Consider the following 24,441-nt stretch of genomic DNA (forward strand, 5'->3'; position numbering starts at 1 on the left):
TCAGGCCTGCCGAGGCCGGCGCGCGGGTGCGGGCTGTGCCGTCCGGCGTGTGGTGAAGCCAATCACCGCGGCTGCTCGTTGCGAGTGCCGCCACGCTGGTCGGCACGCCCGGCAGGGTGAATCGGTCCGTCCGCCTCGGGGCGGTCGTCGGTGGTACGGCGCGCCCTCCCCCGTTCTCAGACGGTGGCCTCAGGCTGCTCCGCGGTGAGATGGACCACCTGGGTGTGGGCGGCGTGCGGGGTGAGCAGGGCGCGCAGTTCCTCGGCCGCCGTCTTCAGGAGGTGGCCGTCGTGGGACGAGCGGAGGGTTTCGAGGACGAAGGCGACGCGGGCGGAGTCCTCGGTGACGCGGGTGCGGTGGGCGTCGCGGTGGTTCCAGTGGCGGGTGAGGACGCCGGTGGTGTCGGCGTAGATGATCTCGCCGGGCTTGGGGTTCTCCACGGTGCCGGGTTCGCCGAGCGGCGTGAACTCCTCGCTGCCGTCCGCGTACCGGATGGCGACGTCGCCGGTGACGTGGTCGAGGTCGAAGGCGCCGGCGGGCAGGCCGTGGCGGACGGAGACCGTGTTGTAGGCGTCGACGGCGGGGTTGACGCGCGGCAGCGTGCCCTTCTTGGCCATTCTGCGGCCGAGGGCGTCGACGCTGGGGCGGATGCGGCGGGGGTTGGTGCCGAAGGAGCGGTAGGCGGTGTGCCAGGCCTCGATGCGCGGATCGGTCTCGTCGGCGGGCTGCCAGGCGCCGTCGGCGAGTTGCCGCTCCAGGTTCTCCGCTGCGGCGGCGGTCTCGGGCCAGGGCTCGCGGCCGTCGAGGCCGGTGGCGGTGACGAGGGCGATGAGGGTGTCGGGGAAGGCGTCCGCGACGGCGGGGCTGATGCGGAAGACGGTCATGGGAGGGGGGCTTTCTCGTTCCTCGGGCGGGCGCGGGAAGGGGGTGTGCTCTTGGTTCCGCGGGCGTACCTGGGTGGGTGTCAGGGTTGCCTGAAGGGGCCGACGCGGTCCAGGCGGCGGCGCTGCTGGGCCGCGGCGGGGAGGTCGAGGCCCTGGGCGCGCTCGGTGAGGTGGCCCGCGACGGCGGCCCGGTGTTCGACCGGCTTGTGGTCGTCGTACTTGAACTTGGCCCGTACCTCGGTGACGTCCAGGTACAGGCCGCGGATGCCGGGCAGCATGCGTCCGTACGGGGGTTGGTCCGCGGCGATGGGTGCGTGGTCGCCGTCGGGCTGGAAGTGGGCCATCTGGTGGCGCAGCAGTTCGGCCTTGGCCTCGGGGTCGTCGACGATCGTGGCGTGGCAGGTGAACTGCACGGCGGTGTAGTAGCTGGTGGGGACGCCGTCGGTGGGCGGGATGTCCGGCTGGGCGCGCCAGGGGCCGGGGATGAAGGCGTAGTCGCCGAAGACGGTGAACAGGACGTTCGGGTCGTTCTCGATCGCCTTCCAGACGGGGTTCGGCCGGGCGAGGTGGATCAGGAGACGGCCGCTCGCGCCGGTGAAGTGGGTGGGTACCGCCAGCGGTGGCCGGCCCGCCGGGCCGTTGACGCTGAGGATGCCGAAGTCGTGGCCCTCGGCGATCCAGGATTGCCATTCGGCTTCGTCCAGGCTCGCGTCCCAGGGGTGGATGAACATGGGGGCTCCTTGTGGCGGGTGGTGAGGAAGGGGGCGGGGCGCGGGGGCGCGGTGCTGAGGGAGGGGGTGGGGCGCGGGGACGCGGATCTGCGGGAGGGGGCGGTCAGGAGAGGGCCAGGAGGCTGACGGCGACGGCTGCGGTGGCCAGGCCGGCGAGCTGGCCTCGGTGGACGCGTTCGGCGAGGACGCTGCGGGCGAGGAGGACGGTGCCGGCCGGGTAGAGCGCCGTGATCACGGCGACGACGGCGAGGTCACCGCTGCGGGCGGCGAGGAGGAACAGCAGGTTCGCCACCGAGTCCAGCACGCCGGCCGCGGCGGACACGGCGTACGCGGGCCTTTCCGGTCCGAGCCTGCGGTACATCAGGCCGGCCGCGGCCAGGGTGACGGCCGAGGAGACCGCCCGGCCGACGATCAGCGGAGCCACGCCGCTGTCCGACGGCGCGTGGTCCAGGCAGACCAGTTGGAGGGCGATGGCGGCGCCCGCGCCCAGCGCGAGCAGCAGCGCCGTGTTCGACGGGCGGGCCGAGCCGGCGCCGTGCCCGGCGCTGACCAGCACCACCGCCGTCAGCGCGAGCGGCAGGCCCAGCAGACCGGCAAGACCGAGGTGCTCGCCCTGGAGAAGGCCGACGCCGACCGGGAGGGCGGCGGAGACGAGGGCGGTTACGGGCGAGAGGACGTTCATCGGGCCGATCGCCAGCGTGCGGTAGAGCAGGGCGAAGGCGGCGGCCGAGGCGACACCGGAGGCGGCACCCCAGCCGAGCGCGCCGGCATCGAACGAGGCACCGAGGACGGGCCAGAGCAGCAGCTCGACCGCTAGCGAGGCCGGGGCCGCGATCATCACGGTGCGCAGCACGTGGGCCTTGCGGGCGCCCAGGCCGCCGAGGAAGTCGGCACAGCCGTAGGCGAGAGAGCTGCCCAGGGCAAGAAGCACAGCGATCACGGCACGTACATCCCTTACTATTGCAACCGAACGACCAGACCGTACATTGAACCGACCATCCTGTGTCAACCAAACGACCGGACGGTGCAGTGGAGTGGGTCAGGAATCGATCAGGAGGACGGTGATCAGGTGGCCGAGACAGAGGCGGCCCTGCGCACGCTCGCGCACAACGTCAGAGCCGCCCGTACCCGCGCGGGCCTGTCCCTCGACGAGCTCGGCCGACGTGCCAACGTCAGCAAAGGGGCGCTGGTCGCCCTGGAGCGAGCGCAGGGGAACCCGAATTTCGCCACCCTGGTCCGGCTCGCCGACACCCTCGGCGTCTCCGTGTCCGCCCTCTTGGAAGGGCCGCCCGAGGGCCGCGTACGCGTTGTGACCGCCGACACCGTGGAGCCGCTGTGGGTCGGTGAGCAGGGCAGCGAGGCCCGGCTCATGCTGACCACGTCCGGCGCGGCCCCTGTCGAGGTCTGGCGGTGGCGGCTCCAGCCCGGTGAGGAATACCCCAGTCACCCGCACCAGGCCGGGGTCGTCGAGACCATCAGCGTCACCTCAGGGCAGATGGTCCTTGTCGCCGACGGCACCGAACATCCCATTCAGGCCGGGCAGACCGCCACCTTCGACGCCAACGTGCCGCACACCTACCGCGGTGCCGGCCACGACACCTGCCACCTCATCATGACCGTCCACCTGCCGCCCGGCCCCACGGCCTGAGCGTCGCGGCCTTGCCGTCGCGGACGGACCGCCGTGGTCGGACCGCCGTGGTCGGACCGCCGCGGCCGGACCGCCGAGAAGAGCGCCTGAGGGCGGAGGCGGGTCACCATTGGGAGGTGAGCGGGGGTCCGGGTTCGTGCCGGCGCCAGGCTTCGGTGAGGCGGGTCAGGCGGGTCGGGGCGGCGATGCCGCGTACCGTTGCGATCCTGTCGTCGGTGATGTCGAACGTCACGGCGCCGACGACCTGGTCGCCCAGCACGAAGAGGATCGCGGGGGCGCCGTTGACGTGCGCGTAGTGGACGGCGAGGGTGCCGCCCGCGAGTCGCCGTTTCGCGGGTGTGGACTTGAAGCCGGCCCGTGCGACGGCGGCGACGCGCTGCGGGGTGTCGTACCGCAGCAGCGTCCTGGTCAGGCCGGCGCCGTCGGAGACCGCGGTCACGTCGTCGGTGAGCAGGGCCACCAGGCGTTCGGTGCGGCCCGATGAGGCGGCGGCGAAGAACTCCTCGACGATCCTGCGGGCGGACGCCGGGTCGACTTCGCCGCCGTCGCGGCGCGCGGCGGTGATGCGGCGCCGGGCCCGGTGGAGGTGCTGCTGGCTCGCGGACTCGGTGATGTCGAGGATCCGGGCGATCTCGGCGTGGCCGTAGGAGAACGCTTCGCGCAGGACGTAGACGGCCCGCTCCAGGGGTGACAGACGCTCCATGAGGGTCAGCACGGCCAGGGAGACGGACTCGCGTTGCTCGAAGGTGTCGGCGGGGCCGAGCATCGGGTCGCCGTCGAGGAGCGGTTCGGGCAACCAGGTGCCGACGGCGCGTTCGCGGCGGGCCCGGGCCGAGCGGAGCCGGTCGAGGCAGAGGTTGGTGACCACTTTGGTCAGCCACGCTTCGGGCACCTTGATGCGCTGCCGGTCGGCGGACTGCCAGTGCAGGAACGCGTCCTGCACGGCGTCCTCGGCGTCCGTGGCGGAGCCCAGCAGCCGGTACGCCAGCGAGGCCAGCCGGTTCCGGCCGGCCTCGAACCGTTCGGTGTCGAAGCGATCGGTGTCGAAGCGATCGATGTCGAGGCGATCGGGCGCTGTGGTGTCCGCGCGCAACACCCTGGTCGTGCAAGGGTTGTCGGGCGGGGTACCGGGCTGGGCACTGGGCAGGGTCATGGGCCGCGTCCGCGTCGCTCGTAGTGGCTGGTGGGTGTGTGCGTGTGGGTGTCTGTCGTCGGACGGTGCCGCTACGCGACCGCCTTCTCGGTGGACGCGACCTGCGCGGTGGTCAGGCAGCGGTGCCTGCGCCTGGGCAGGCCGAAGGTCGGGTGCGAGACGGCCCACAGGGAGATCGCGAGGATGCCCGCCTTGATGCGTGCGGCTTTCGGGCCTCCCATGTACTTCGGCTTCGCCCGCCCTTCGTCGTCGACCATCTGCAGGATTCCGTCCCGCCGTCCGAGGCTGATGTGGTTGCCCACGTAGGTCAGTCTGACGGTCGCGGCCTTACGGCCCGTCAGGTGTCCGACGATCGCCTCCGTGGCCTGGCGGGCGGTGTCGCCGGCCGAAGCGCAGGACATCGGCATTGGGCGGCCGTTGTCGCCGATGACGTAGGCGCTGTCGCCGGCGGCGTAGACATTCGGGTGCGAGACCGACCGCATGGTGCGGTCGACGACGATCCGGCCGTTCTCGGTGACCTCCAGCCCGCCCGCGGCGGCGATGGGGTCGACCGAGAAGCCGGCCGTCCACACGGTCGCGTCGGACGCGAGGGCGGTGCCGTCGGCGCACAGCACCCGGGTCGCTTCGACGGCTTCGACGGTGGTGTGCTCCAGGACGGTGATGCCCAGCCGGTCGCAGGCCCGGCGCAGGTGGCCGCGGGCTCCGGCGGAGAGCGGGGCGCCCAGTTCGCCGCGGGCGATCAGCGTCACCGACAGGCCGGGCCGGGAATCGGCGATCTCGGTGGCGGTCTCGATGCCGGTGAGCCCGTCGCCGACGACCAGGACGTTCCCGCCTCGGCCCCGCCCGCTCATGCTGTCCAGGTGCTCGCGCAGGCGCAGCGCCGAGGGGCGGCCGGTGACGTCGAAGGCGTGTTCGGCCACGCCCGGGACGCCGTGGTCGGCGACGTGGCTGCCGAGCGTGTACAGCAGCGTGTCGTAGCCGAGTTCGCCGCCCCCGTCGACGCCGCCGTCGGTGCCGTCGGTGCCGTCGGTGCCGTCGGTGCCGTCGGCGTCGGCCACGGTGACGATCCGGCGGTCGGGGTCGATGGCGGTGACACGGGCCAGGCGCAGGCGTATCCCCGTGCCCGCGAAGACGTCGGCGAGCTTGCGGGGTTCGATCTCCCGGCCGGCCGCGAGCTGGTGCAGCCGCAGGCGCTCGACGAAGTCCGGATCGGCGTTGACCACGGTGATCTCGGTGTCCGCCGGGGACAGCCGCCGGGCCAGGTTCCCTGCCGCGTAGGCCCCGGCATAGCCGGCGCCGAGGACGACGATGCGGTGCTTCATGTGTCGCTCCCTGTCGGTTCGCTTGTTCCCGGTCACTTGAGCGGGACAGCGCCTCGATTCCTGACAGGAAGCGCGTGTGGCGTGTGTCACAGCGCGACAGGAGGGGCGCCGGGGCGGGGTCAACCGGCGGTGAGCTGGAAGTAGGCGGTCTCGCGGTAGCCGGCGTCGGGGACGGCCACTTCCACCGTGACGGGGATTCCGGGGCGGGTGGCACTGATGTGGACGGGCACCGTGCGCTTGTCGTCCGCGGCGAGCGGGGGCATGAGCGCCCGGGCGGATGCCTCCTCGTTGAGCCACGTCAGGTCGAAGCCGGTGACGTAGGCGTCGAGGGACTTTCCGGGGCGGACGACGAGCGGTGCGGGACCGTAGGCGGAGACGCTGCCCTGGGGCGTCTCGTCGCCCAGGTGCAGGTCCTCGTCGGTGCCGTTGTCGTAGGTGACGGTGAAGCGGTAGGTGCCGTCGGGCTCCCGCCGCGGTGCGCCGACGGTGATCTCCAGGCCGTCTTCGTACCGCGCCGTCATGCCGGGGCCGAGCGGGTCCGCGACGCTTCCCGAGGCTCCGCTCTGCTCCAGTTGCCCGTACCCGTCAAGTCCCTTCTCCAGCTCGGCCAGCGCCCAGGCCCCCAGCCCGGCCAGGACGGTGAGGACGAGCACCGCGATCGTGCAGCCGATGGGCCATACCGACGTACGTGTCGCGGTGGTGGTGCCGGTGGAGGTCGGGGACGTTTCCATGAGGGCGACGGTAGGCGTGGACCGCTTGCCGATCATGAGTGGGCGTACTCAGAGTGCTCTGAGTACGCCCGTGGTCGAGCTGTACGCGGTCCGGCCCACGGTCGTCAACGGCCGGCGTCGGCGGTGTCGGCGAGGGGCGGTCGGGGTGTCTCCTGAGCGATCGCGAGTCCCCCGCCCTGAGTCGATGCGGCTTCGGCTTCCCGGGCGGCGTTGGTCCGGACGTAGCCGTAGACGACCGAGGCCATCGCCAGCAGCAGGACGGGGCCGGACAGCCAGGGATACCGCGCCAGTTCCGTCGGCAGGTAGAAGTACGACGCCAGGAGCGCGGCGAAGACGGTGGTGCCGTAGGCGACCAGCTGGAGTCCCGCTCGGTCCCAGCCGCGGTCGAACGAGCGGAGACCCGCCTCGATGGTGAGGACGAAGACGACGCCGGCGATGAGGTCGACGCCGTAGTGGTAGCCGAATCCGAGGGTGGCGCAGAGCGTGGCCACCAGCCAGAAGGCGCCGGCGTGACGCAGGAGGCGCGGGCTGTCGCGGGTGTGGATGAAGATGGCGGTGGCCCAGGCCGTGTGGAGGCTGGGCATGCAGTTGCGGGGGGTGATCTCGTCGAACGGGATGGGGTGGGGGGTGGTGAGCGGCGGGGGTGTGGTCGGCCAGAGTTCGGCCACCGCCCACTGACGGGTGGGCCAGGTGTCGGACCAGATGCTGACCGAGGCCCAGTGCTCGGTGCCGGTGCCGTAGGCGAAGATCGGCCCGACGACGGGGTAGATCATGTAGACGGCGGGGCCGAGAAGGCCGATCAGCAGGAAGCTGCGCACCAGGTGGTGGCGGGGGAAGCGGCGCTCGGTCGCGACGTTGCGCAGTTGGTACAGGGCGACGATGACGGCGGCGACGGGGAGTTGGCCGTAGACGAAGTCGAGGAGGTTGTAGCCGACGGCTCCGGTGGCCTCGACGACCCGGCCCACCAGCCAGGACGGGTCGCCCAGGGCGTGGTCGGCGATCGCGACGTACGGGTCGAGGACGTCCGGGCGGGTCTCGGCGGTGATGAGCAGCCAGGTGTCGCCGGTCTTGCGGCCGGTGATGAGCAGCAGGCCCAGTCCGACGCCCTTCAGCAGCAGGGCGCGCTCGGAGCCGGTGCGGCGGGTGAGGGCGATGACCGCGCAGCCCAGCACCACCCACAGCGCGCCGTTGCCGAAGGGGTGGCCCCCGGTGACCTCGATGCCGGCCGCCCAGCGGACGAGGAGGAAGGCGAGGTCGATGCCGATCGCGGCGGCGAGTGCGAGCAGTCGCTGCCGCCAGGTGAGGACCACCATCATCAGCGCCATGCTGGCGTAGAGCAGTCCGCCCGATTTGGGTGGATAAAGCACCTCTCGCGCCTGGTTGGTGATCGGTCCGGCCACGCCGTAGCGGCGGGCGGCGATCTCCAGGGCGACGAGGAATCCGAGGGTCAGCGCGCCGGCGGCGGCCCACAGGAGCGTTCGGGACCGGCGCGGGGCGGGAGAGGTGTTTCTGCCTTTTGTTCGCGAAAACACCCGCGATGCTCTGGATATCAATTCTTCGGCCAATTTTTTCCGGTCAGGGGTGGGCAATTGGGGGTGTCCTCGCGAGCTCGAACATGTTAGCGGAGCGGTGCGGGGAACGATCCGGGCCGTCCCCGGAACGTTCGGGGGACGTTCCGGGAAACGGCTCGGGCCGCCAGGGAAGACGGTTCCCGCCCTTCGGAGGTGCCACCTCCGACGAAGTCGAGGGAAACCGGCGGGCCCCCGCGCGGCACGTCCCCCCTCCGCCATGCCCCCCTGCCGACCCCTTACCGGCGGCTGCGCAGCAGGAGGTGGAGGAAGTACGGCGTGCCGATCACCGCGGTCATCAGGCCGGCGCCGAGCTGGGCCGGTGCGATCACCGTGCGGCCCAGCAGGTCGGCGGTGCACACGAGGGTGGCGCCGAGGAGCACCGCCACCGGGACGGCGCGGACGTGCCGCCGGCCCACGAGGGCGCGGGCGGCGTGCGGGGCCACGAGTCCGACGAAGCCGATCGTGCCGGCTGCGGCCACGGCGGTGGCGCTGAGCAGGACGCTCAGCAGGAGGAAGCCGAGGCGCCCGCGGCCCAGGTCGAGCCCGAGGAGTCTCGGGGTGTCCTCGTCGAGCGAGACGAGGTCGAGTTCCGTACGCCGGGCGACGGCGAGGAGCAGGCCCAGGGCGAGAGCGATCGCGAGCGGGACCACGTCGGGCAGCGAGCGGCCGTAGGTGGAGCCGGAGAGCCAGGTGAGGGCCTTGGTCGCGTTGAACGGGTCGGTGAGGATGATGAGCAGGCTGATCAGGGCGGCTGCGCCGGTCGCCACGCCGAATCCGACCAGGACGAGGCGGTTCTGCCGGAAGCCGCCGCGTGCGGAGAGGCCGAAGACGAGGGCCGAGCTGATCGCGGCGCCCGCGAACGCCGCCCCCGCGACGCTCCACGAGCCGGCCGACGGCACGGTCGTCACGAGCAGTACGGCACCGACCGCGGCGCCGCCGGAGACGCCGAGGATGCCGGGTTCCGCGAGCGGGTTGCGGGTGACGGCCTGGACGAGCGTGCCGGCCAGGGCGAGGGCCGCGCCCGCGAGGAGGGCGGCGAGGACGCGGGGCACCCGGGTGTCGAGGACGAACGCGACGGTCTGCCCGGCCCGGCCCTGCGCCCAGTTCACCACGTCGCCCAGGAGCAGCTTGGCGTCTCCCAGCAGGACGGCGGCGACGGTCACGCCGACGAGGCAGACGGCCAGGACGGCGGTGGTGGTGAGGAACAGGGCGCGGCTGCGGATGCGCAGCCGGTCCGTCGCGGGGGCGCCTGCGGTGTCGCGGACCCGGGTGGCCATGACGGCCAGGAAGACCGCGCCCACGAGGCTGGTGACGACGCCGGTGGGTACGGCGACGGCGGTGTCGGCGGGTATGACGGCGCGCAGCAGCACGTCCGAGCCGAGCACGAGTGCGGCACCGACGAGACCGGCGGCCGGAATGCCGGCGCGGGTCCGGGTGAACGTACGGTGGCGGCGGGCCAGGGGGCGGACCAGGGCGGGGGCGCACAGACCGACGAAGCCGATCGGCCCGGCCAGGGTCACGGCGGCCGTGGACAGCAGGGCCGCGATGACGACCGTGGTGACGCGGGTGGTGCGGACCGGCACGCCGAGGCCGCGTGCGGCGTCGTCGCCGAGGGAGAGCGCGTCGATCCGGCGGGCGAGGAGGAGCAGCCCGGCGAGGCCGATGACGCCGACGGGAGCCATCTGCAGTACGCCGTCGAAGCCGTTCTGGGAGATGCTGCCCTGGTTCCAGGCGTACAGGCCCTCCGTCTGCCGGGGGAACAGCAGCAGCAGTCCTTCGGTGACGGCGGTGAGGCCGAGGGTGAGGGCGCTGCCGGCGAGGACGAGCCGGACGGTGCCGGTGCCGAGGCCGGACAGGCCGAGTACGACGGCCGCCGCCGCGAGACCGCCCACGAAGGCGACGCCGGAGGAGGCGAGCAGCGGCAGGGAGACGCCGGTGACGGCGACCAGCCCGAGGGCCAGGTAGGAGCCGGCGTTGACGGCGAGGGTGTCGGGTGAGGCGAGGACGTTGCGGCTGACCGCCTGGAGGGCGGCGCCCGCCATGCCGAGCACGATGCCGACGAGCAGGCCCGCGGCCATCCTCGGCAGCCGGGAGGCGATGACGACGGAGGCGTCCGCCGGATCGGCCTGCCCGGTCAGGGCCTTCCAGACCTCCCGGGGGCCCACGGCGGCCGTGCCCTGGGTGATGTCCACCAGGGCGAGGACGGTGACCAGGAGGATCAGCGCGGTCGTCACCGCGGCCGCGCCCGTCCGGGACGGGGCCGCGGGTGGACGGGTGGCGGGCGGGGTCGCGGTGACGGCCATGGTCCTACTTCTTCGTCAGGGCGGCGACGACGGAGTCGACGTACTGGGTCATCGATCCGGGACCGCCGAACATCCAGATGCCGTCGGGCAGCCGGTGGACGTTGCCCTTCTTCACGAACGGCAGCGAGGTCCACACCTTGTCGTCGGCGAGCTTGCCGGTGAACGGGGTGCTGTTCTTGTCGCCGTCGTTGCCGATGTAGGCGAAGTGGACGTCGTCGCTCAGCTTGGTCAGGCCCTCGACGTCGGTGGAGGCGAGTCCGTAGCTCTCGTCGCCCTTGACCGCCCAGTCGTTCTTCAGGCCCAGCTTCTCGTTGACCGCGCCGATGAGCGAGCCGCTGGTGAAGGGCCTGATCGAGACCTGGTTGGAGATGTCGTAGCCGTCGGCGAAGGCGTACTTCGCGCCCGCGAGGCCGGCGTCGGCGAGCGCCTTCTCACCCTCGGCGACCTTCGCGTCGAACTCTTCCTTGATCTTCCCGGCGCGCTCGGTGGTGCCGGTGGCCTTCGCGAGCAGGTCCAGGTTCCGCTTCATCTGCCCGATCGGGTCGGACGCGTCGGCGGAACGCACCTCCAGCACCGGGGCGACCTTGCGCAGCTGCTTGACGGCGGCCGGCGGCAGGTCGGTGCTCGCGACGACGAGGTCCGGCTTCAGGGCGGCGATGGTCTCCACGCTGGGCTCGCCGCGGGTGCCGATGTCCTTGGGTTCGTTCTCGAGCGGGACGGCGGTGTTCCAGGTCTTGTAGCCCTTGACGTCGGCGACGCCGACCGGGTCCACGCCCAGCGACACCAGCAGCTCGACCTCGTGCCACTCGGTGCCGACGACCTTCTCGGCCGGTCCGTCGAGTTCGACCTTCTTCCCCGAGGCGTCGGTCAGGGTGATGCGCTCGGCGGGCTTCTTCGCCGTGTCGTCCGCGGCGGGCTCGGTGGTCCCGCAGGCGGACAGGGTGAGGGCCGCGACGGTGGCGGCCGTCGCGGTGAGGAGGAGGCGTCTCATGGGGTGGTGGTGAGCCTTTCGCTTCGGGTGTGGTGCCGGCCGATCGCGCGGGTGCGCAGCCGGCCGGTCAGCGGGTCGGTGTCGACTTCGATGCGGATGCCGTACGCGTCGGTCAGCCGCCGCGCCGTCAGGACGTCCTCGGGGAGGCCGTCGGCGACGACCCGGCCCGCGTGGAGCAGGACGATCCGGTCGGCGACGGCCGCCGCCTGGTCGAGGTCGTGCAGGACGGCTCCGATCGCGATGCCGTGGTCGTCCGCCAGGTCGCGGATGAGGTCGAGGAGTTCGACCTGGTAGCGCAGGTCGAGGTAGGTGGTGGGTTCGTCGAGGAGGAGGACGCCGGTCTCCTGGGCGAGGCAGCCGGCGAGCCAGACCCGCTGGAGCTGTCCCCCGGACAGGTGCTCGGCGCCTCGGTCGGCGAGGTCGGCGACGCCCGTGAGGGCGAGGGCGCGGTCCACGGCGGCCGGGCCGTCCGGGTCGCTCTTGCCCCAGCGCCCCCGGTACGGGTAGCGGCCGAACTCGACGACGTCCCGTACCGTCAGACCGCTGGGCGTGGGGCGGCCCTGGGTCAGCAGCGCGACGCGCCGGGAGAACTCACGGTGGCTCAGGGCGAGCGCGTCGAGGCCGTCGTCGATGACGAGCTGTGCGGCCCTGGGCCGTTGCAGGCGTGCGAGCGTGCGCAGCAGCGTCGATTTGCCGCTGCCGTTCGGCCCCACCAGAACCGTCACCTCGCCGGGCCGCAGCGTCATGGAGGCGTCGTGAACGACGTCGACGCCGTCGTACGCCACCGTCACGCCCGTGGCCGACAGTTCGTGGCCCTGGGGCCGTATGTCCGCGGAGGACTCATCACCAACTCGCACGCCGCAAGGTTAGCCTAACCTAATCAATCAAGGAAGGGAGCGGCCTCCGCCCGGGCGCAAGAGGGAATCCCGCCAAGTTCCGCCGACGCCTCGGCGATGTTCAGGCGGTGCGGGCCGCTAGGCGGCCGTATGGACCATGTGGACCACCGCGCCGCCGACCACGACCGTCTCGGCCACTGTCCCGGGTATGTCCCGGGGATCGCGGCGCAGGATGTCGCGGGAGAGCACCACGAAGTCGGCGAGCTTGCCCACGGTCAGCGAACCGAGGTCGTTCTCCAGGAAGTTGGCGTACGCGGAACCCATCGTGTAGCCGTGTACGGCGGTCTCGATGTCCACCGTCTCCTCCGGGCGCCACGGCTCACCGTCCCCTCCCCCGTCGAGCGGGCGGCGGGTGACCGCCGTGTACAGGCCCACCATGGGGTCCATCTCGGCCACGTTCCAGTCGCTGGAAAAGGCGAGGACCGCGCCGGCCTCGTGCAGGCTGCGCATCGGCCACGCCTTGTGCCAGCGGTCCGCGCCGATGTTCTCCGCCCAGTCCCGTCCGGGGCCGGCGATCTCCGGCGCGCAGTGGCGTGGCTGCATGCAGGCCACCACCCCCAGCTCGGCGAAGCGCGGTACGTCCGCCGGGTCCAGGCACTCCACGTGGACCACCTGGTGGCGGGCGTCGCGCGGACCGTTGACCGCCCGGGCGTGGGCGACCGCGTCGAGGCGCGATCGGCCGCGGCGTGCCCGCGTCCGGCCGGCGCCGTCGACCGGTGCGGGCGCTCACGCCGTACGCGCCTCCCGCCGGGCCGCCCGTGCCGCGCCTGCTCTCGTGTCCACCGCCCGGACGCGGTAGATGGTCCGGGCGGGGTCCACGACGGGGTCGCCGAGGGCGATCCGGCCGGCCCGGTGGAGGGCGTCGCACTCGTCGGTGGGCAGGGCCACATAGCAACTGCCCCGGCCGCTGCGGTCGTCGAGCGGCTGCCAGTAGCAGTATCTGCGGCGGCCACCCGCGTGCACCGTGAGGAATACCGGCGTCGCGGGGTCGGCGATGATCCGCAGCAGTTCGGCGCCGCCCGCGCTGAGGGGGGCGGCGGACCGGCTCCGGTGCGACAGGATCCGCGCCGGTGCGGTCCGCCGGTGTCGCGTGTCGGGTGACGGGGACGGACCGGGGACGGGCAGCATCACGTGGCCTCCTCCAGCTGGACGACCCCAAGCGCCTACCCAGCTGTGACGATGTCGATCAGTCTCCGCATCATGCAGTAGGCCACTGACAACCCGGCGTCGGTCAGCTCGTGGGCACCGTGTCCTCGAACGCGGTCCCGGCCGCCCGGTACGCCGCGACCTTGGCGTCGACCTGGGCCGGGGTCAGGACCTGGTCCTTGACGTGGAGGACGTAGTCGACCTGCTGCTCGTAGGCGCGCGGCGTCGTGGACGTCTGGCCTTGGAGGTCGATCAGCCACTGGTTGAAGTTGATGGACATGGGGCGTTCGGGCAGGTAGGCGGCGTCGTGGGTGCCGAAGAGGCGGCCGTCGACGTAGTACTTGATGGAGGTGGCGTCGATGGTGACGACGAGGTCGTGCCAGCCTGCGTAGCTCTGGCGGCTCTCGGTGTGCTGGTTGACCGCCTGCCAGGGGTCGGGGTTGTAGGTCTCCCAGGAGGTCGTGTAGAGGATGTTGGACGGCTCGCCCCACCCGCCGTTGGGGAGGTACTCGAAGTCGTACTCGGCGTAGTCGTCGGCCATCGGGGCCTTGAGGTCGTTGATGGTGAAGAAGGTCTGGACGACGCGGTCGCCGTCGGGCCCGGACCGGGGGGCGTCGCTGAACTTGACGCGGGCGGCGTAGGTGCCGTTCTTGAACTTGGTCGCCTTGGTGAGGACTTCGGTGTGCTCGGTGGTGGCGGCGGTGCCCGCGGTCGAGGTCTCCAGCGTCATGACGGTGTTGCCGTTGGCGGTGGAGAAGGTGACGTTGGAGGGGTCCCAGGTGGCGCCGGGGACGCCGGGACCGCCGGAGTTGGCGCGTACGGACCAGCCGTTGGCGGAGATCTTCGGGTCGGTGTGGGAGCTGTAGCTGAAGTCGTCCCAGAGGGTCCCCGAGCCGCCGGGCGGGGGTGTGGTGGGCGGCGGGGTGGTCGGCGGGTCGGTGGGGCTGTTGCCGGCCGGGGCGGAGCCCCAGACGAGGCTGCCGGCGCGGGTGGCGGTGACCTTGGCCCAGTCGCCGTAGGCGGTCTGGCTCGCGCCGAAGGAGTAGTCGTCGCTCTGCCGCAGCGGTTGCCAGGTGGACTGGTGGAAGCGGAGTTGCATGTCGCCGGTGTCCGCGCCGGGGGCCAGGGTTCCGGCGCCGGTGGTGAAGCCGATCTCCAGGTAGCGGTCGGCGGTGTCGGTGGGGTGGGCGAGGGTGCCGAAGGTCCCGGTGATGTGGGCGCAGCCCTTGGCCGCCCAGGAGCAGGCGAAGCGGTAGGTGGCGCCGGGCGAGTCCGCCTTGAAGTAGTAGCGGAGCTTGACCTCGCTCAGCGGGAGGGCGGTGGTGGAGGTGTTCCTCACCTTGAACCAGGGCTCGCTCTGGTCGGCGGTGGGGCCTGAGGCGCTGGTGCGGTACTGCACCGTCAGCCCGCCGGCGCCGTCGGTGCCTTCGGTGGTGGAGGCGGTGGCGGGCAGGGCGGCGAGGGTGGTGGCACCGAGGGCGGTGACGGCCGCCGTCGCGAGGACGGCACGCAGCCTGGTGCGGCGTGGCCGCGCCGGTCGGTTGTCGTGGCTGGTCACGGTGATGTCCTCTCCGTGGGGTGGGGGGCGGTGGTACGTGGGGCAGGCGGAGCAGCATCCCGGACACCTGACCAGTTGCCTCACTGGACAAGCGACCTGGTGGTGTGGGAAGAAGCTGGCATAGACCAATCAGGTCGTCAACCCCCCGCCCGTGAACGGACTTTGGCGGCGCCGGCCGACCATCGGCAGTCGAGCGGCCGTCGATCGACGGTCGTCGACTGGTCCTTACCAGTGACCCCTTGCGGTCGGATGGCCGAAGCTGGTCAGATGCGTGCACGCGGTACCGGCGCGGGAGAGGGGGCGGCGCGGATGGGCGAGAGGGAGCCGGAGCCGGGAACGGCTGGGACGGCCGGCGGTGCGATGGCGGGAGCGCCCGGGACGCCCACGGGGGTCGCGGCGCCCCGGGCGGGCGGGCCGGGCGGGATCCGCCCCGGTGGTGTCCTCAAGCGTGAGCGGGTCCGCGACGCGGTGCTGACCATGGTCGAGGAGCGCGGTCCGGGGGACGCCATCCCCTCGGAGCGGACGCTGTGCGTCCAACTCGGCGTCTCGCGGCCCACCTTGCGGGCGGCCGTCGACGAACTGGTCACCGCCGGCATCCTCGTCCGCGAGCACGGGCGGGGTGTGTTCGTCGCCCCCGAGAAGATCACCCAGGAACTCGTGCAGGACAGGTACTCGCTCAGCGTGCCGCAGGCGGCGGGCACCTGGACCAGCCGGCTCCTGGAGTTCACCACCATGCCGGCGGGCGCCCGGGTGGGCCGCAAACTGCGCCTCTCCCCCGCCGCCGACATCTTCTACGTCGCCCGGCTGCGGCTGGTCGACGGCTCCCCCATGGCCATCGAGCACCTGCACATCCCCGCCGCCCTGGTCCCCGGCCTCACCGCTCGCGAACTGGAGCACGGCGATCTGTACCAGCATCTGCGCACCCACCACGGCGTGCACGTGAGCGAGGCGACGCAGTCGATCGAACCCACGGTGGTGACGCGTGCCGAGGCGGAGGTACTGGACGTACCCGAACTCTTCCCCGCCCTCCTCTTCGAGCGCCTGACGAGCGACTCCACCGGGCGCCCCGTCGAATACGTCCACTCGCTCTATCGAGGTGACCGCTACCGCATCGTCTCCCGTCTGAAGCTCGCCGCGGACACCGTCCCCACCGAGCCGCCGGCCGGCCACCATCCGGGCATCCCACCCGGCGACCTCGCCCACGGCCGGCCGGTGGCGGCCTCGACGCTCGGAGACGTTCAGGGATAGGTGTCGCCGCTCGTCGGCGAGCGATGAGTTGCGCCCTTTCCAAGGGTCTGTCGTCTCTGGAATGGAGTGGAGTGGGCCGGGAGCACCCGGGCCACGGTCCCCGAGGAGGGCGTAGCAGTGGGCAAGGTCGTGGTGATCGAGCATCTGACGCTCGACGGAGTGATGCAGGCGCCCGGGCATCCCGACGAAGACCGCCGGGACGGCTTCGCGCACGGCGGCTGGGCGGCCAAGGCGCAGGATCCCGCGATGCAGGAGGTGATGGGCGCGCACATGACGCATTCCTGGTCGTTGCTGGCCGGGCGGACGACCTACGAGCGTTTCGCGGACTACTGGCCCCGGCAGGATCCGAATCCGTACACCGAGGCGCTCGACCGCGCCCGCAAGTACGTGGCGTCGACGACCCTGGCCGAGCCTCTGACCTGGCAGAACTCCGTCCTGCTCCCAGGCGACGCCGTGGCTGCCGTGGCGAGGCTGAAGGACGAGGTGGAGGAGAATCTGGTCGTGTTCGGGAGCGGGGTGCTGGTCCGGTCGCTGCTGCCTCACGGCCTCGTCGACAAGCTCGTCCTCCTCGTCCACCCGCTGACCCTGGGCTCGGGCCGGCGGCTGTTCCCCGACTCCGGTTCGCAGCTGAACGCCTTCCGGCTGACCGAGAGCACGACGACAGGAACAGGAGTGATCATCGCCGTATACGAGCCTGTCGGACGGTGATCGACGGCTCGCTCGCGCCAGTCGGGTCGGTCGAGGGAGCTTTCGGCCGCTGATGACCGTCCGTGTCGGTCCGGTTACTCGCCGGGCACGGACAATTCGCGCAAGGGGTCTCCCCCGTCGATGAACACCCGCCCCGCGGGTGCGAGCGCGGCGGCGATGCGGGACATGGCCCGATGGCCGGCCTCCGGGTGGCGGCCGTCGAGCGCGCCGACCCGGAAGGCGAAGACGAGATCGAACGGCCCCTCACCGGGCAGCGGGACGAAGTCCTCGGCGGCGCACCGGCGCACGGTGAGCCGACCGGACGCGATCTCCTCGGCGCAGGCCTCCCGCGCCAGGGCCACCGCCGCGGCGGATCTGTCGATCGCCACGATGTGCCCGGTGTCCAGTCGCGCCGCCACTGCCCGGGCCGCGGCACCGGGCCCGCACCCGATCTCCAGGACGCGCAGGTGCGGTTCCAGGGGCAGCGCGTCGACGGCCTCGGCGAGACGTTGGGAGAGCTGCGACATGCGTTGACGCTATCCGAAGCGCGCGGACACCGCGCGACGGCTCGGCAGGCTCGCCGGGAAGCCCCATGTCTCCGCCCCGGACCAGGGAAGATCACGGCGGTCCGACGCGCGCCGGCGGGCATCGCTTCTTACGATCGGAGAGTGGGACGCACCTTCGACGAGCTGGTCGCGCTGCAGCGCGCGGCGGAGCAGGCCCAGAACCGGGTCGAGGAGCTGCGGGACCAGTACGGGTCGCCGACGGCGGACGGCGGCTGGAGCGGGCCGCAGACCGAGACGTACGAGACCGCGTGGCGCGCCTGGCGGGACCTGGCCCGCGACGCCCGGGCCGCGGTCTCCGAGTACGCGGCGGCGACGCGGGTGCCGCAGTACGAGGTGGAGGAGAAGGTGCGGCAGAAGGTTCAGCACGAGGAGCCGGAGACACCCGGTTCGTGATCGGAGCCAGGGGCGGGCTGGGGTCTGACCGTCCCGCCCGTCGCTGACGAGTCCGGCGGGGTGGTGAACGACGTCTGCCGCCCACCACCCACCGTTCCATCGCAGCCCGGCGCTATCCGGTGCGGCTCACCGGGCCGTTCCGAAGTCCTGGGTCCAGTAGTTGCCGGGCTGGGCGAGCCCGACGCCGATCTCCTTGAACCCGCAGTTGAGGATGTTGGCCTTGTGGCCGGGGCTGGACATCCAGCCCGCCATGACCTGCTCGGGAGTGGAGTAGCCGTAGGCGACGTTCTCGCCGTAGGTGCTCCAGTTGTAGCCCGCGCGCGTGATCCGCTCGCCCGGGGAGGACCCGTCGGAACCGGTGTGCGACATGTTCCGGTGGGCCGCCATGTCCTCGCTGTGCGCCTGCGCGGCCTTGGTCAGGGTCGCGTTCGGCTTCACCGGCGAGCAACCGGCCTTGCCGCGCTCGGCGTTGACGAGTTCCACGATGCGGGCGACGGCCCCGGACGCCGTGGGGGTGGCCTGCGGGGTGCCGGCGGCGGAGGGGGTCGCCGAGGCGGTGGCCTTCGGAGGGGTGGGGGTCGGGGTGGTCTTCGGGGTGCTCGGAGCGGTGGTCGCCTTGGGCGTCGGCACCGTCGGCTTCGGAGTGCTCGGAGCGGTGGTCGCCTTGGGCGTCGGCACCGTCGGCTTCGGGGTGCTCGTCGAGGGGGTCGCCGTCGGCGACGGCGTCGAGGTGGGCTCGCTGTCGTGCCGGTGACCCTTCCAGTGGCTGTCCCGGTCTTCGCCCTTCCGCCAGGTGTCGTCCCTGTCGTTCCACTCGTCGGCCGCGCTCTTCGCGGCGCTGCGGAACCGGCTTTCCTCGCCGTTCTGCCAGTCGCCGCACGCCACGGCAACCGACGGAACCGCCACAGCGCTCATGGCGACGACGCCGATCACTATTCGTCGGTTGTGCCTCTTCTTGCGATGCTTGCCCATGCGAGACCTCACTCGGTACGCGCGGAGCGCCCCTGGTGCGGTTTGCTCCGCGCAGACTCCGCTCCTGAGCTGCGGAGACGTACTGCGGGTCGTCATTCTTAGAAGGGCCGCGTCGACGGGGCAACGGGCTGTCCTACTACCTCGGGCCGTAGGGTCGGTGCCCCTTGCCTGGGGCGGAGCGGTGTGCTGGTTCGGCTTACGGCGCCTTGCCGCGTCCGAGACACCCCGTCAGAAACCCTTGCCTGTCGGATGGCGGGCGGAGGTGGAAGGTGTGCTGCATGTCCGTCCGACCGGGGGCCAACTACGTCGGCATCAAGACGGACAAGTCCCTTATGTCACCCTCGGCGCCATCTACTATCCAGCGGGGTCATTGGCCCGTGGCCGTGTGATGGATGTCACGGAACCGGGAACGGACGCCGTCGCCGTCGTCGATGGCTTCAGCGAGGGCTGTCGCCCGGTCCGAGCGCCGCCCATGGCGGTGCCGCCAGGCCTTCGCTCCAGGCCCGCAGGACCTCGTGGTTCACACACACGATTCCGCACTGGGCGGCGTACTCCTCGGCCGGTGCGGTGAAGTCGCTGGTCGTGACGAACACGGCCACGTCCGCCTCGTGAACGGTGTAGCAGGTACCGCCGAAACGTTGCAGGTCCTGCGAGCCGACCTTGTTGTCGTCTCCGTAGCGCTTGCACTGGATGACGACACGCCGGCCGTCGGGTGCCGACGCCACCACGTCGGCGCCCAGGTCCCCCGCCCCGCCCACCACGCTCACCTGTGAGCAGCCGTCGCGCACGCACAAGTCCGCTATGGCCTGCTCGAAGGCGTCGGCGCTCAGGGCCGCGTAGTCGAGGACGGCGGTCGTCTCGTCACCGCGGACCGCGTCGGCCTGGTCCTCCTCCACGGCTTCCAGCGTGGTCGCCGTGGCTTCCTCCAGTGCCTCGGTGGTGCGGCGCGCCAGGCGTGATATCGGTATGCGGCGGCTGCGGTTGCGCCGCCAGGCCAGGAACAAGGCGACAGCGAACAGGGAAAGGACCACCACCCAGGCAGGTCGCCGTTCGGCCACCTCCACGACCGTACGAGCCGACAGCCCCACGATGACCAGGAGCAGCGCGGCCAGGCCGAAGAAGACGGCGGTCGCCCGCAGGTCGAAAGGGCGCTCGCGATAAGGGATGCGCCTGGGGCGCTCGGGCACGGCCACCGACCTCAATCCTCCCTTGGCGTCGGAACGAACCACTCACGGCGTGTGCCCGCGATCCGATCGTTCACCGCCGAACGGGAGGTCGTCCCGGTCGGTGCGGTGGCCTAAGCCTTCGCGTCCGAGTCGTTCGCGTCCGGGGCCTTCGAGTCCGGGCGCTCGGGGGCCGGCTTCCAGTCCTCGGCGAGGAGTCCGAGGATCACGTCGTCCATGAACTCGCCCATCACCCAGGCCGAGGAACGCAGCACGCCCTCGCGGACGAAGCCGTTGCGCTCGGCGGAGCGCAGCATCGCGGTGTTGTCCGACAGCGTCTCGATCTGCAGCCGGTGCAGGCCGCGCACGACGAAACCGTAGTGACAGAGCACCGCGACCACGTCGGTGCCGTAGCCCTTGCCGCGGCAGGACGGCAGAAGGCCCAGCCCGAGGTGCGCGGACCGGTTGTGGTTGTCGATGCCCCAGAGCGCCGCCGTGCCGACGAGCGAGCCGCTCTCCAGCTCCACCACGGAGAACTGGACGAGCGCTTCGTTCTTGTCGTCCACGACGAGTCGTGGATCCTTCGAGCCGGGTGTGATCGGCCGCCACGGTCCGCCTTCGGCCCGCACGGCGTTGGCCACGTCGTCGTAGAGCTCGGTCCGCAGGATCGGTATGTCCTCGTCGTGCCGGGCCCTGAGCCCGACCTTGTCGCCCCTCAGCATCCAAGCTTCCTATCCGACCGGGCCGTCCGGCGGCAAACGGATAAGTGATCTTCTCAGCCGGTGTGGAGGTCCGGCGTCGTCCAGGGCCAAGTCGACTCGCGGCCCGCCTCGATGAGGCCGACCATCCGGAACGCGGCGTCCGTGAGGCCGCCGAAGGTGTGCCGGTGGGGGCCCGTGGGGCCGTGGGCGGGGCGGTACCCCGCCAGGTTCCATGTGTAGACGGGGATGTCGGCCGGGACCGGTTCGGCCGGTCCGCCGGGGCCGTGGGGGGCGGCCTGCTCGTCGGTGACGATCAGGACCCGGTCGTGCTGCCGGTAATGGGTCCGCACCGCCTTCGCGGTGTGGGTGCCTCCGAGGCTGTGGAACCGCTTCAGCACCTCGAGCACGGGCTCGCCCGGGGCGAACGGCACCGCTGCGCTGCGCCAGCCGAACTCCACCAGGTCCGCCTGCTCGGCGCGCATGGCCAGCGCCGTGCCGAACACGGCAGCCGCGTCCGCCCGGGTCAGCTTGGACCGCTCGGAGACGGTGTCCCAGAACATCGAGTCGGACCGGTCCACCAGGATCAGGGTCCGGCCGGGCAGGGCGGGGACGTTGGCCAGGGAGTGGCCCAGGGCCCGTTCCAGCGCCGCCGCCCAGCGCTGCGACGGCGCGTGCTGGTGGGCGGCGAGGTAGCGGAAGGGGAACTGCCGGGACCGGGCGACCTCGGAGGCGTCGGAGAGCCGTGCGGCGACCTGGGCGGCCACGTCGTCGGAGATCCCCGCCTCGTCGAAGTTCCGCAGGTTCCGGAGCAGCGCCATCGGTCCCATCGTGGGGATCACGGCTTCCCAGACGGCGGCGTCCATCGGTCCGTGCAGCCAGCCCGCCAGGGCCTCCCATGTCATGCCGGCCGCGGCCAGCCGCTCGGCGCCGCCCGGCCCGGTCACCAAGGCCCGCCGCTCGTCCACGGCCGTCTCCATCAGTGCCCGGTGGGCGGTCAGCAGGTGGTCGGAGGCCGGGGGAACCGCCCGCTCGGGGTGGTGGCGGCGGTCCAGGGCGTACCGGAAGAGCGCGCCCTGCCAGGGCTTGGCCGGGTCGGGCGAGGCGTGCACCAGGTTGAGCACGTCGCCGAAGCGCAGGCCCTTGGAGGCGGTGTCGTACTTGAGCAGGGACCGGGACGTGTACAGCCGGCGTACGCCGTCGGCGATGCCCCGTTTCACCGGCTGCGGCACGTTCCGCCCGTGGGCCGACATCCAGTAGGCGAGCAGCTCGCCGGGCTCGTCGGCGCGCTGGAGCACCGAGTCGATGACGGACCGGTTGGAGGGGCCTTCGGTCGCCCCGGCTTCGAGGCGGGCCCGTACGTACGCGGCGGCGCCGACGAGAGACGCCGTGCGCATGTTGCCCTCGCCGCGCAGCCAGCGCAGCAGGCCGGCCGTCCACACGGGATCCTGGACGGCGAGTTCGCCGACGAGACGGGTGTACCGGTCGTCTCTCTCCTCGCCGTTCTCGTAAAAGGTGCGCTGGGTGACGAAGTTGGCGACCGCGAGGAGGAACAGTTCCTCGCGCGGCTCGCGGACGAAGGCCGGGCCGCTCTCGTACGTGCGCAACGCCGGCCGGGCGGGCGTGGCGTGGGGCTGGGGTGGCCGCGGGGAGCGGGCGGTGGCCGCGATGTGCGGGGCCACGAGCATCTCGGACCACATCTTGGAGACGCGCGGGGTGTGACGAGGCAGCGAATCCCCCCGGATTCGAAGGACGGGACGGCCCCGGCCGAAAAGGTCCGCCGGGGCGAGACGCCCGCGCCTTCCGAGATCCAAAGGGGCGGCGGCGTCACTTGGTTGTCGAAGGAAGTAGCCGCAGCCGAGCGCATCGGAAGACGCGGTCGCGTCGCCAACTTACAAGGGCCGGCGGGCCGCGCACCAGCGATTAACGCGCTGCTCGGCCTCGTCGAGGGGGCTGTCGCTGTCGCGGCGCAGGGCGTTGTCGGAGGCGTCGTACATCGCCAGCATCGTCAGCAGCAGCGGTTGCGCGGCGAGCGTCCGGTGGCGTGCGACGGCCTCCCAGTCCAGGGGCCACAGCCCGCGTGCGGCGAAACCGTCGGCGTTCGCCTCGTTCCACAGGGCGAGCCAGTGGCGGATCTGGTCCTCGCGGAACGGTTCGAGGCGCAGCGCGACCAGGCCCTCGGGGTAGCGGGCCCGGTCCGCGACGGCGATGCGGCTGGTGACCAGGGCCCGGAGGGGACGGCCCTGGTCCGCCTCGCGTTGCTGGAAGCGCGCGACGCGGGTGAGGAAGTCGCTGTGGTGGGTGCCGGTGGTCTGCAACAGTTCGTCGAAGCCGTCGAGCAGCAGGACGGGTACGGCGTCTCCGGCCGAGCGCACCAGGTCGGGCCAGGACGCACGTTCTCCGGTCGCGGTGCGCACCGCCTGCTCGATCTGGCTCTGGAGGTCGTCCTCCGCGTGCACGTCCCGCAGGGGCACGCGGACGGGCAGGAAGCCGGCGGCGGGCAGCCGGGCGGCGAGGACGCGCGTCAGGACGGATTTCCCCGCGCCCGGCTGTCCGAGAACGAGGAGGGGTGCTCCGGCCGATTCCGCGGAGGTGAGGGCTCCGGAGAGGCAGTCGGTGATGTCCCGGCGGACCGGGACCTCCTCCCACCAGGACTCGGTGGCCGGTCCGCTGGGGCCGGCCACCTCACGCACCCGGAAGTCGGGGTCGAGGTACATCTCCCGCAGGGTCGGGACGCGGATGCCCTCCGGCCCGGAGGAGGCGTCGAGGACGGAACGGGTGAGGACGGCCTCGGCCGAGCGGACCAGAGCGGCGGCGACGTCCACGGGCGGACGCACGGTCCGGGCGAGACCGGCCAGCACCTCGGTCATCCCGGCGAGGGACCGGCGCACCTCGGCGCGGGTCGCCTGATGCTCGATCTGTGTGGTCCACAGCCCGAACTCGGGCGCTTCCTGCGCGAGTTGGGAGTAGAGGGACGCGTACTGCTCTACGGCGTCGCGGGGCAGTTCCGTGCGGATCACCCGCCGGGCCTCCTCCTGGGCCGTGTCGTCCTGCGCGGTCCAGGCCCGCAGCCCTTCGGCGAAGTCGAGAAACCTCGCGGACAGGCCCTCGTACCAGCGGCACAGCTCGGCCATGACCGCCTCGACCGGCCGATGGGGTGCGGGGCTCGGCGCGTCGGTGGCGGCGAGTGAACGGGCGAACGCGTCCTGGCGCTCCGCCACCGAGGGCGCGCCGGCGAGGGTGAGCTGTTCGCGGCGTGTCAGCTCCAAGTCGCCCAGCGGGATGGGCGGTCGGCGCTCTTCCAGTGCCTGGAACCAGGCGACCACGACGATCACCGTGTGGGCGGCGTGCAGCAGTTCGGTGCGCCGCGCACGGCCCTCCGCCTGCGCCAGGCGCCGTCCGATGCCGCGTACGGCGCCCCGGCCCAGCGTCAGCACGCTGCCACGGGCGTCGGCGATCCGCAGCAGCCCGTCGGACACCCCGCCGGTCGCGAGGTTCAGTGCCCCGCCCAGCGCCCGGTCCAGGGCGGCCACGGCGGGCGGGTCGCATCCCAGCAGTGCCAGCGCGTCCGAGAAGGACAGCAGCCTTCGTACCGCCACCCCGTCCCCCCTCCCCCGTCGTTCCCGTTCTTCCCCCGTGCTCCCCTCCGTCGCCCGTGCGGCGGTACGACGGTCCTGCACGGCGCTGGGGGACATCATGGGGCGGCGATACCGGGGTGCGGAAGAAGCACCGCCACGCGGGCCGAGACCGTCGGGGCCGGCGGCGCGTGCGGGAGGCCGG

Annotated in this window: 22 protein-coding genes and 1 pseudogene; 4 read left to right on the forward strand and 19 right to left on the reverse strand. The window is 72.2% G+C overall.

All coding sequences use genetic code 11. The features are described from left to right. Positions 1-176 precede the first annotated feature (176 nt). The 3 genes from ACIG0D_RS22590 to ACIG0D_RS22600 all read right to left on the reverse strand — a co-directional run bounded on the left by ACIG0D_RS22590 (position 177) and on the right by ACIG0D_RS22600 (position 2,555). Positions 177-884 (reverse strand): B3/4 domain-containing protein, encoded by a 708-nt coding sequence (locus ACIG0D_RS22590; RefSeq protein WP_399803639.1) that lies wholly within the window; start codon positions 882-884, stop codon positions 177-179. Positions 885-964: 80 nt separating this feature from the next. After that, positions 965-1,615 carry an FMN-binding negative transcriptional regulator gene (locus ACIG0D_RS22595; protein ID WP_399803642.1) on the reverse strand — a complete coding sequence of 217 codons (651 nt, stop codon included), beginning with the start codon at positions 1,613-1,615 and terminating at the stop codon, positions 965-967. 103 nt (positions 1,616-1,718) lie between these two features. Then, entirely contained in the window at positions 1,719-2,555 is an 837-nt protein-coding gene (locus ACIG0D_RS22600) for an EamA family transporter (protein WP_399803644.1), read from the reverse strand. 129 nt (positions 2,556-2,684) lie between these two features. Between ACIG0D_RS22600 and ACIG0D_RS22605 the strand changes: the two genes are divergently transcribed. Beyond that, entirely contained in the window at positions 2,685-3,263 is a 579-nt protein-coding gene (locus ACIG0D_RS22605) for a helix-turn-helix domain-containing protein (RefSeq protein WP_399803647.1), read from the forward strand. A 103-nt stretch (positions 3,264-3,366) separates the two neighbouring features. On the opposite strand, the gene ACIG0D_RS22610 is transcribed toward ACIG0D_RS22605, so the two are convergent. From ACIG0D_RS22610 to ACIG0D_RS22655, 10 genes and pseudogenes are all read right to left on the reverse strand, one after another. After that, positions 3,367-4,320, reverse strand: coding sequence for a sigma-70 family RNA polymerase sigma factor (locus ACIG0D_RS22610; RefSeq protein ID WP_399804135.1), 954 nt, complete (start codon positions 4,318-4,320; stop codon positions 3,367-3,369). A 167-nt stretch (positions 4,321-4,487) separates the two neighbouring features. Continuing rightward, positions 4,488-5,738: an NAD(P)/FAD-dependent oxidoreductase gene (locus ACIG0D_RS22615; protein WP_399803650.1), complete on the reverse strand. Its 1,251-nt coding sequence runs from the start codon at positions 5,736-5,738 to the stop codon at positions 4,488-4,490. A gap of 119 nt (positions 5,739-5,857) precedes the next feature. Beyond that, a complete protein-coding gene (locus tag ACIG0D_RS22620; RefSeq protein WP_399803653.1) occupies positions 5,858-6,469 on the reverse strand; it encodes a hypothetical protein in 612 nt (203 codons plus the stop codon). A 104-nt stretch (positions 6,470-6,573) separates the two neighbouring features. Next, positions 6,574-8,001, reverse strand: coding sequence for a phosphatase PAP2 family protein (locus ACIG0D_RS22625; RefSeq protein ID WP_399803656.1), 1,428 nt, complete (start codon positions 7,999-8,001; stop codon positions 6,574-6,576). Between the two features lie 275 nt (positions 8,002-8,276). After that, positions 8,277-10,343, reverse strand: coding sequence for an iron ABC transporter permease (locus ACIG0D_RS22630; protein WP_399803659.1), 2,067 nt, complete (start codon positions 10,341-10,343; stop codon positions 8,277-8,279). A 4-nt stretch (positions 10,344-10,347) separates the two neighbouring features. Next, positions 10,348-11,334, reverse strand: a complete 987-nt coding sequence (locus tag ACIG0D_RS22635) for an ABC transporter substrate-binding protein (RefSeq protein ID WP_399803662.1) — start codon at positions 11,332-11,334, stop codon at positions 10,348-10,350. Beyond that, positions 11,331-12,191: an ABC transporter ATP-binding protein gene (locus ACIG0D_RS22640; protein WP_399803665.1), complete on the reverse strand. Its 861-nt coding sequence runs from the start codon at positions 12,189-12,191 to the stop codon at positions 11,331-11,333. The genes ACIG0D_RS22635 and ACIG0D_RS22640 overlap by 4 nt, the downstream gene beginning before the upstream one ends. Before the next feature lie 117 nt (positions 12,192-12,308). Beyond that, a pseudogene (locus ACIG0D_RS22645) lies at positions 12,309-12,893 on the reverse strand (amidohydrolase family protein); the annotation flags it as partial. Positions 12,894-12,956: 63 nt separating this feature from the next. After that, positions 12,957-13,358, reverse strand: a complete 402-nt coding sequence (locus tag ACIG0D_RS22650; RefSeq protein ID WP_399803668.1) for a hypothetical protein — start codon at positions 13,356-13,358, stop codon at positions 12,957-12,959. 103 nt (positions 13,359-13,461) lie between these two features. Next, entirely contained in the window at positions 13,462-14,934 is a 1,473-nt protein-coding gene (locus ACIG0D_RS22655) for a cellulose binding domain-containing protein (RefSeq protein WP_399803671.1), read from the reverse strand. Between the two features lie 360 nt (positions 14,935-15,294). On the opposite strand from ACIG0D_RS22655, the gene ACIG0D_RS22660 reads away from it, so the two are divergent. Then, the gene (locus tag ACIG0D_RS22660; protein ID WP_399804138.1) at positions 15,295-16,182 is read left to right on the forward strand and encodes a GntR family transcriptional regulator; all 888 of its coding nucleotides are present in this window, start codon (positions 15,295-15,297) and stop codon (positions 16,180-16,182) included. A 117-nt stretch (positions 16,183-16,299) separates the two neighbouring features. Beyond that, positions 16,300-16,890 (forward strand): dihydrofolate reductase family protein, encoded by a 591-nt coding sequence (locus tag ACIG0D_RS22665; protein ID WP_399803674.1) that lies wholly within the window; start codon positions 16,300-16,302, stop codon positions 16,888-16,890. A 74-nt stretch (positions 16,891-16,964) separates the two neighbouring features. On the opposite strand, the gene ACIG0D_RS22670 is transcribed toward ACIG0D_RS22665, so the two are convergent. Further along, the gene (locus tag ACIG0D_RS22670) at positions 16,965-17,396 is read right to left on the reverse strand and encodes an SAM-dependent methyltransferase (RefSeq protein WP_399803676.1); all 432 of its coding nucleotides are present in this window, start codon (positions 17,394-17,396) and stop codon (positions 16,965-16,967) included. 141 nt (positions 17,397-17,537) lie between these two features. On the opposite strand from ACIG0D_RS22670, the gene ACIG0D_RS22675 reads away from it, so the two are divergent. Further along, complete coding sequence (locus ACIG0D_RS22675; protein ID WP_399803679.1) at positions 17,538-17,828, forward strand: hypothetical protein; 291 nt, start codon at positions 17,538-17,540, stop codon at positions 17,826-17,828. A gap of 126 nt (positions 17,829-17,954) precedes the next feature. Here ACIG0D_RS22675 and ACIG0D_RS22680 read toward each other — a convergent pair whose 3' ends face one another. The 5 genes from ACIG0D_RS22680 to ACIG0D_RS22700 form a co-directional block, all read right to left on the reverse strand. After that, on the reverse strand, positions 17,955-18,800 hold the full coding sequence (locus ACIG0D_RS22680) for a CAP domain-containing protein (RefSeq protein ID WP_399803682.1): 846 nt from the start codon (positions 18,798-18,800) through the stop codon (positions 17,955-17,957). A gap of 437 nt (positions 18,801-19,237) precedes the next feature. Beyond that, positions 19,238-19,993, reverse strand: coding sequence for a restriction endonuclease (locus ACIG0D_RS22685; protein WP_399803685.1), 756 nt, complete (start codon positions 19,991-19,993; stop codon positions 19,238-19,240). A 104-nt stretch (positions 19,994-20,097) separates the two neighbouring features. Continuing rightward, positions 20,098-20,685 carry a GNAT family N-acetyltransferase gene (locus ACIG0D_RS22690; RefSeq protein WP_399803688.1) on the reverse strand — a complete coding sequence of 196 codons (588 nt, stop codon included), beginning with the start codon at positions 20,683-20,685 and terminating at the stop codon, positions 20,098-20,100. 53 nt (positions 20,686-20,738) lie between these two features. Continuing rightward, a complete protein-coding gene (locus ACIG0D_RS22695; protein ID WP_399803691.1) occupies positions 20,739-22,349 on the reverse strand; it encodes a TROVE domain-containing protein in 1,611 nt (536 codons plus the stop codon). A gap of 204 nt (positions 22,350-22,553) precedes the next feature. After that, positions 22,554-24,260, reverse strand: a complete 1,707-nt coding sequence (locus ACIG0D_RS22700) for an NACHT domain-containing protein (RefSeq protein ID WP_399803694.1) — start codon at positions 24,258-24,260, stop codon at positions 22,554-22,556. Positions 24,261-24,441 lie beyond the last annotated feature (181 nt).

This window comes from Streptomyces sp. NPDC052773, assembly GCF_044547145.1.
In the GTDB taxonomy this organism is placed as follows: Bacteria; Actinomycetota; Actinomycetes; order Streptomycetales; family Streptomycetaceae; genus Streptomyces.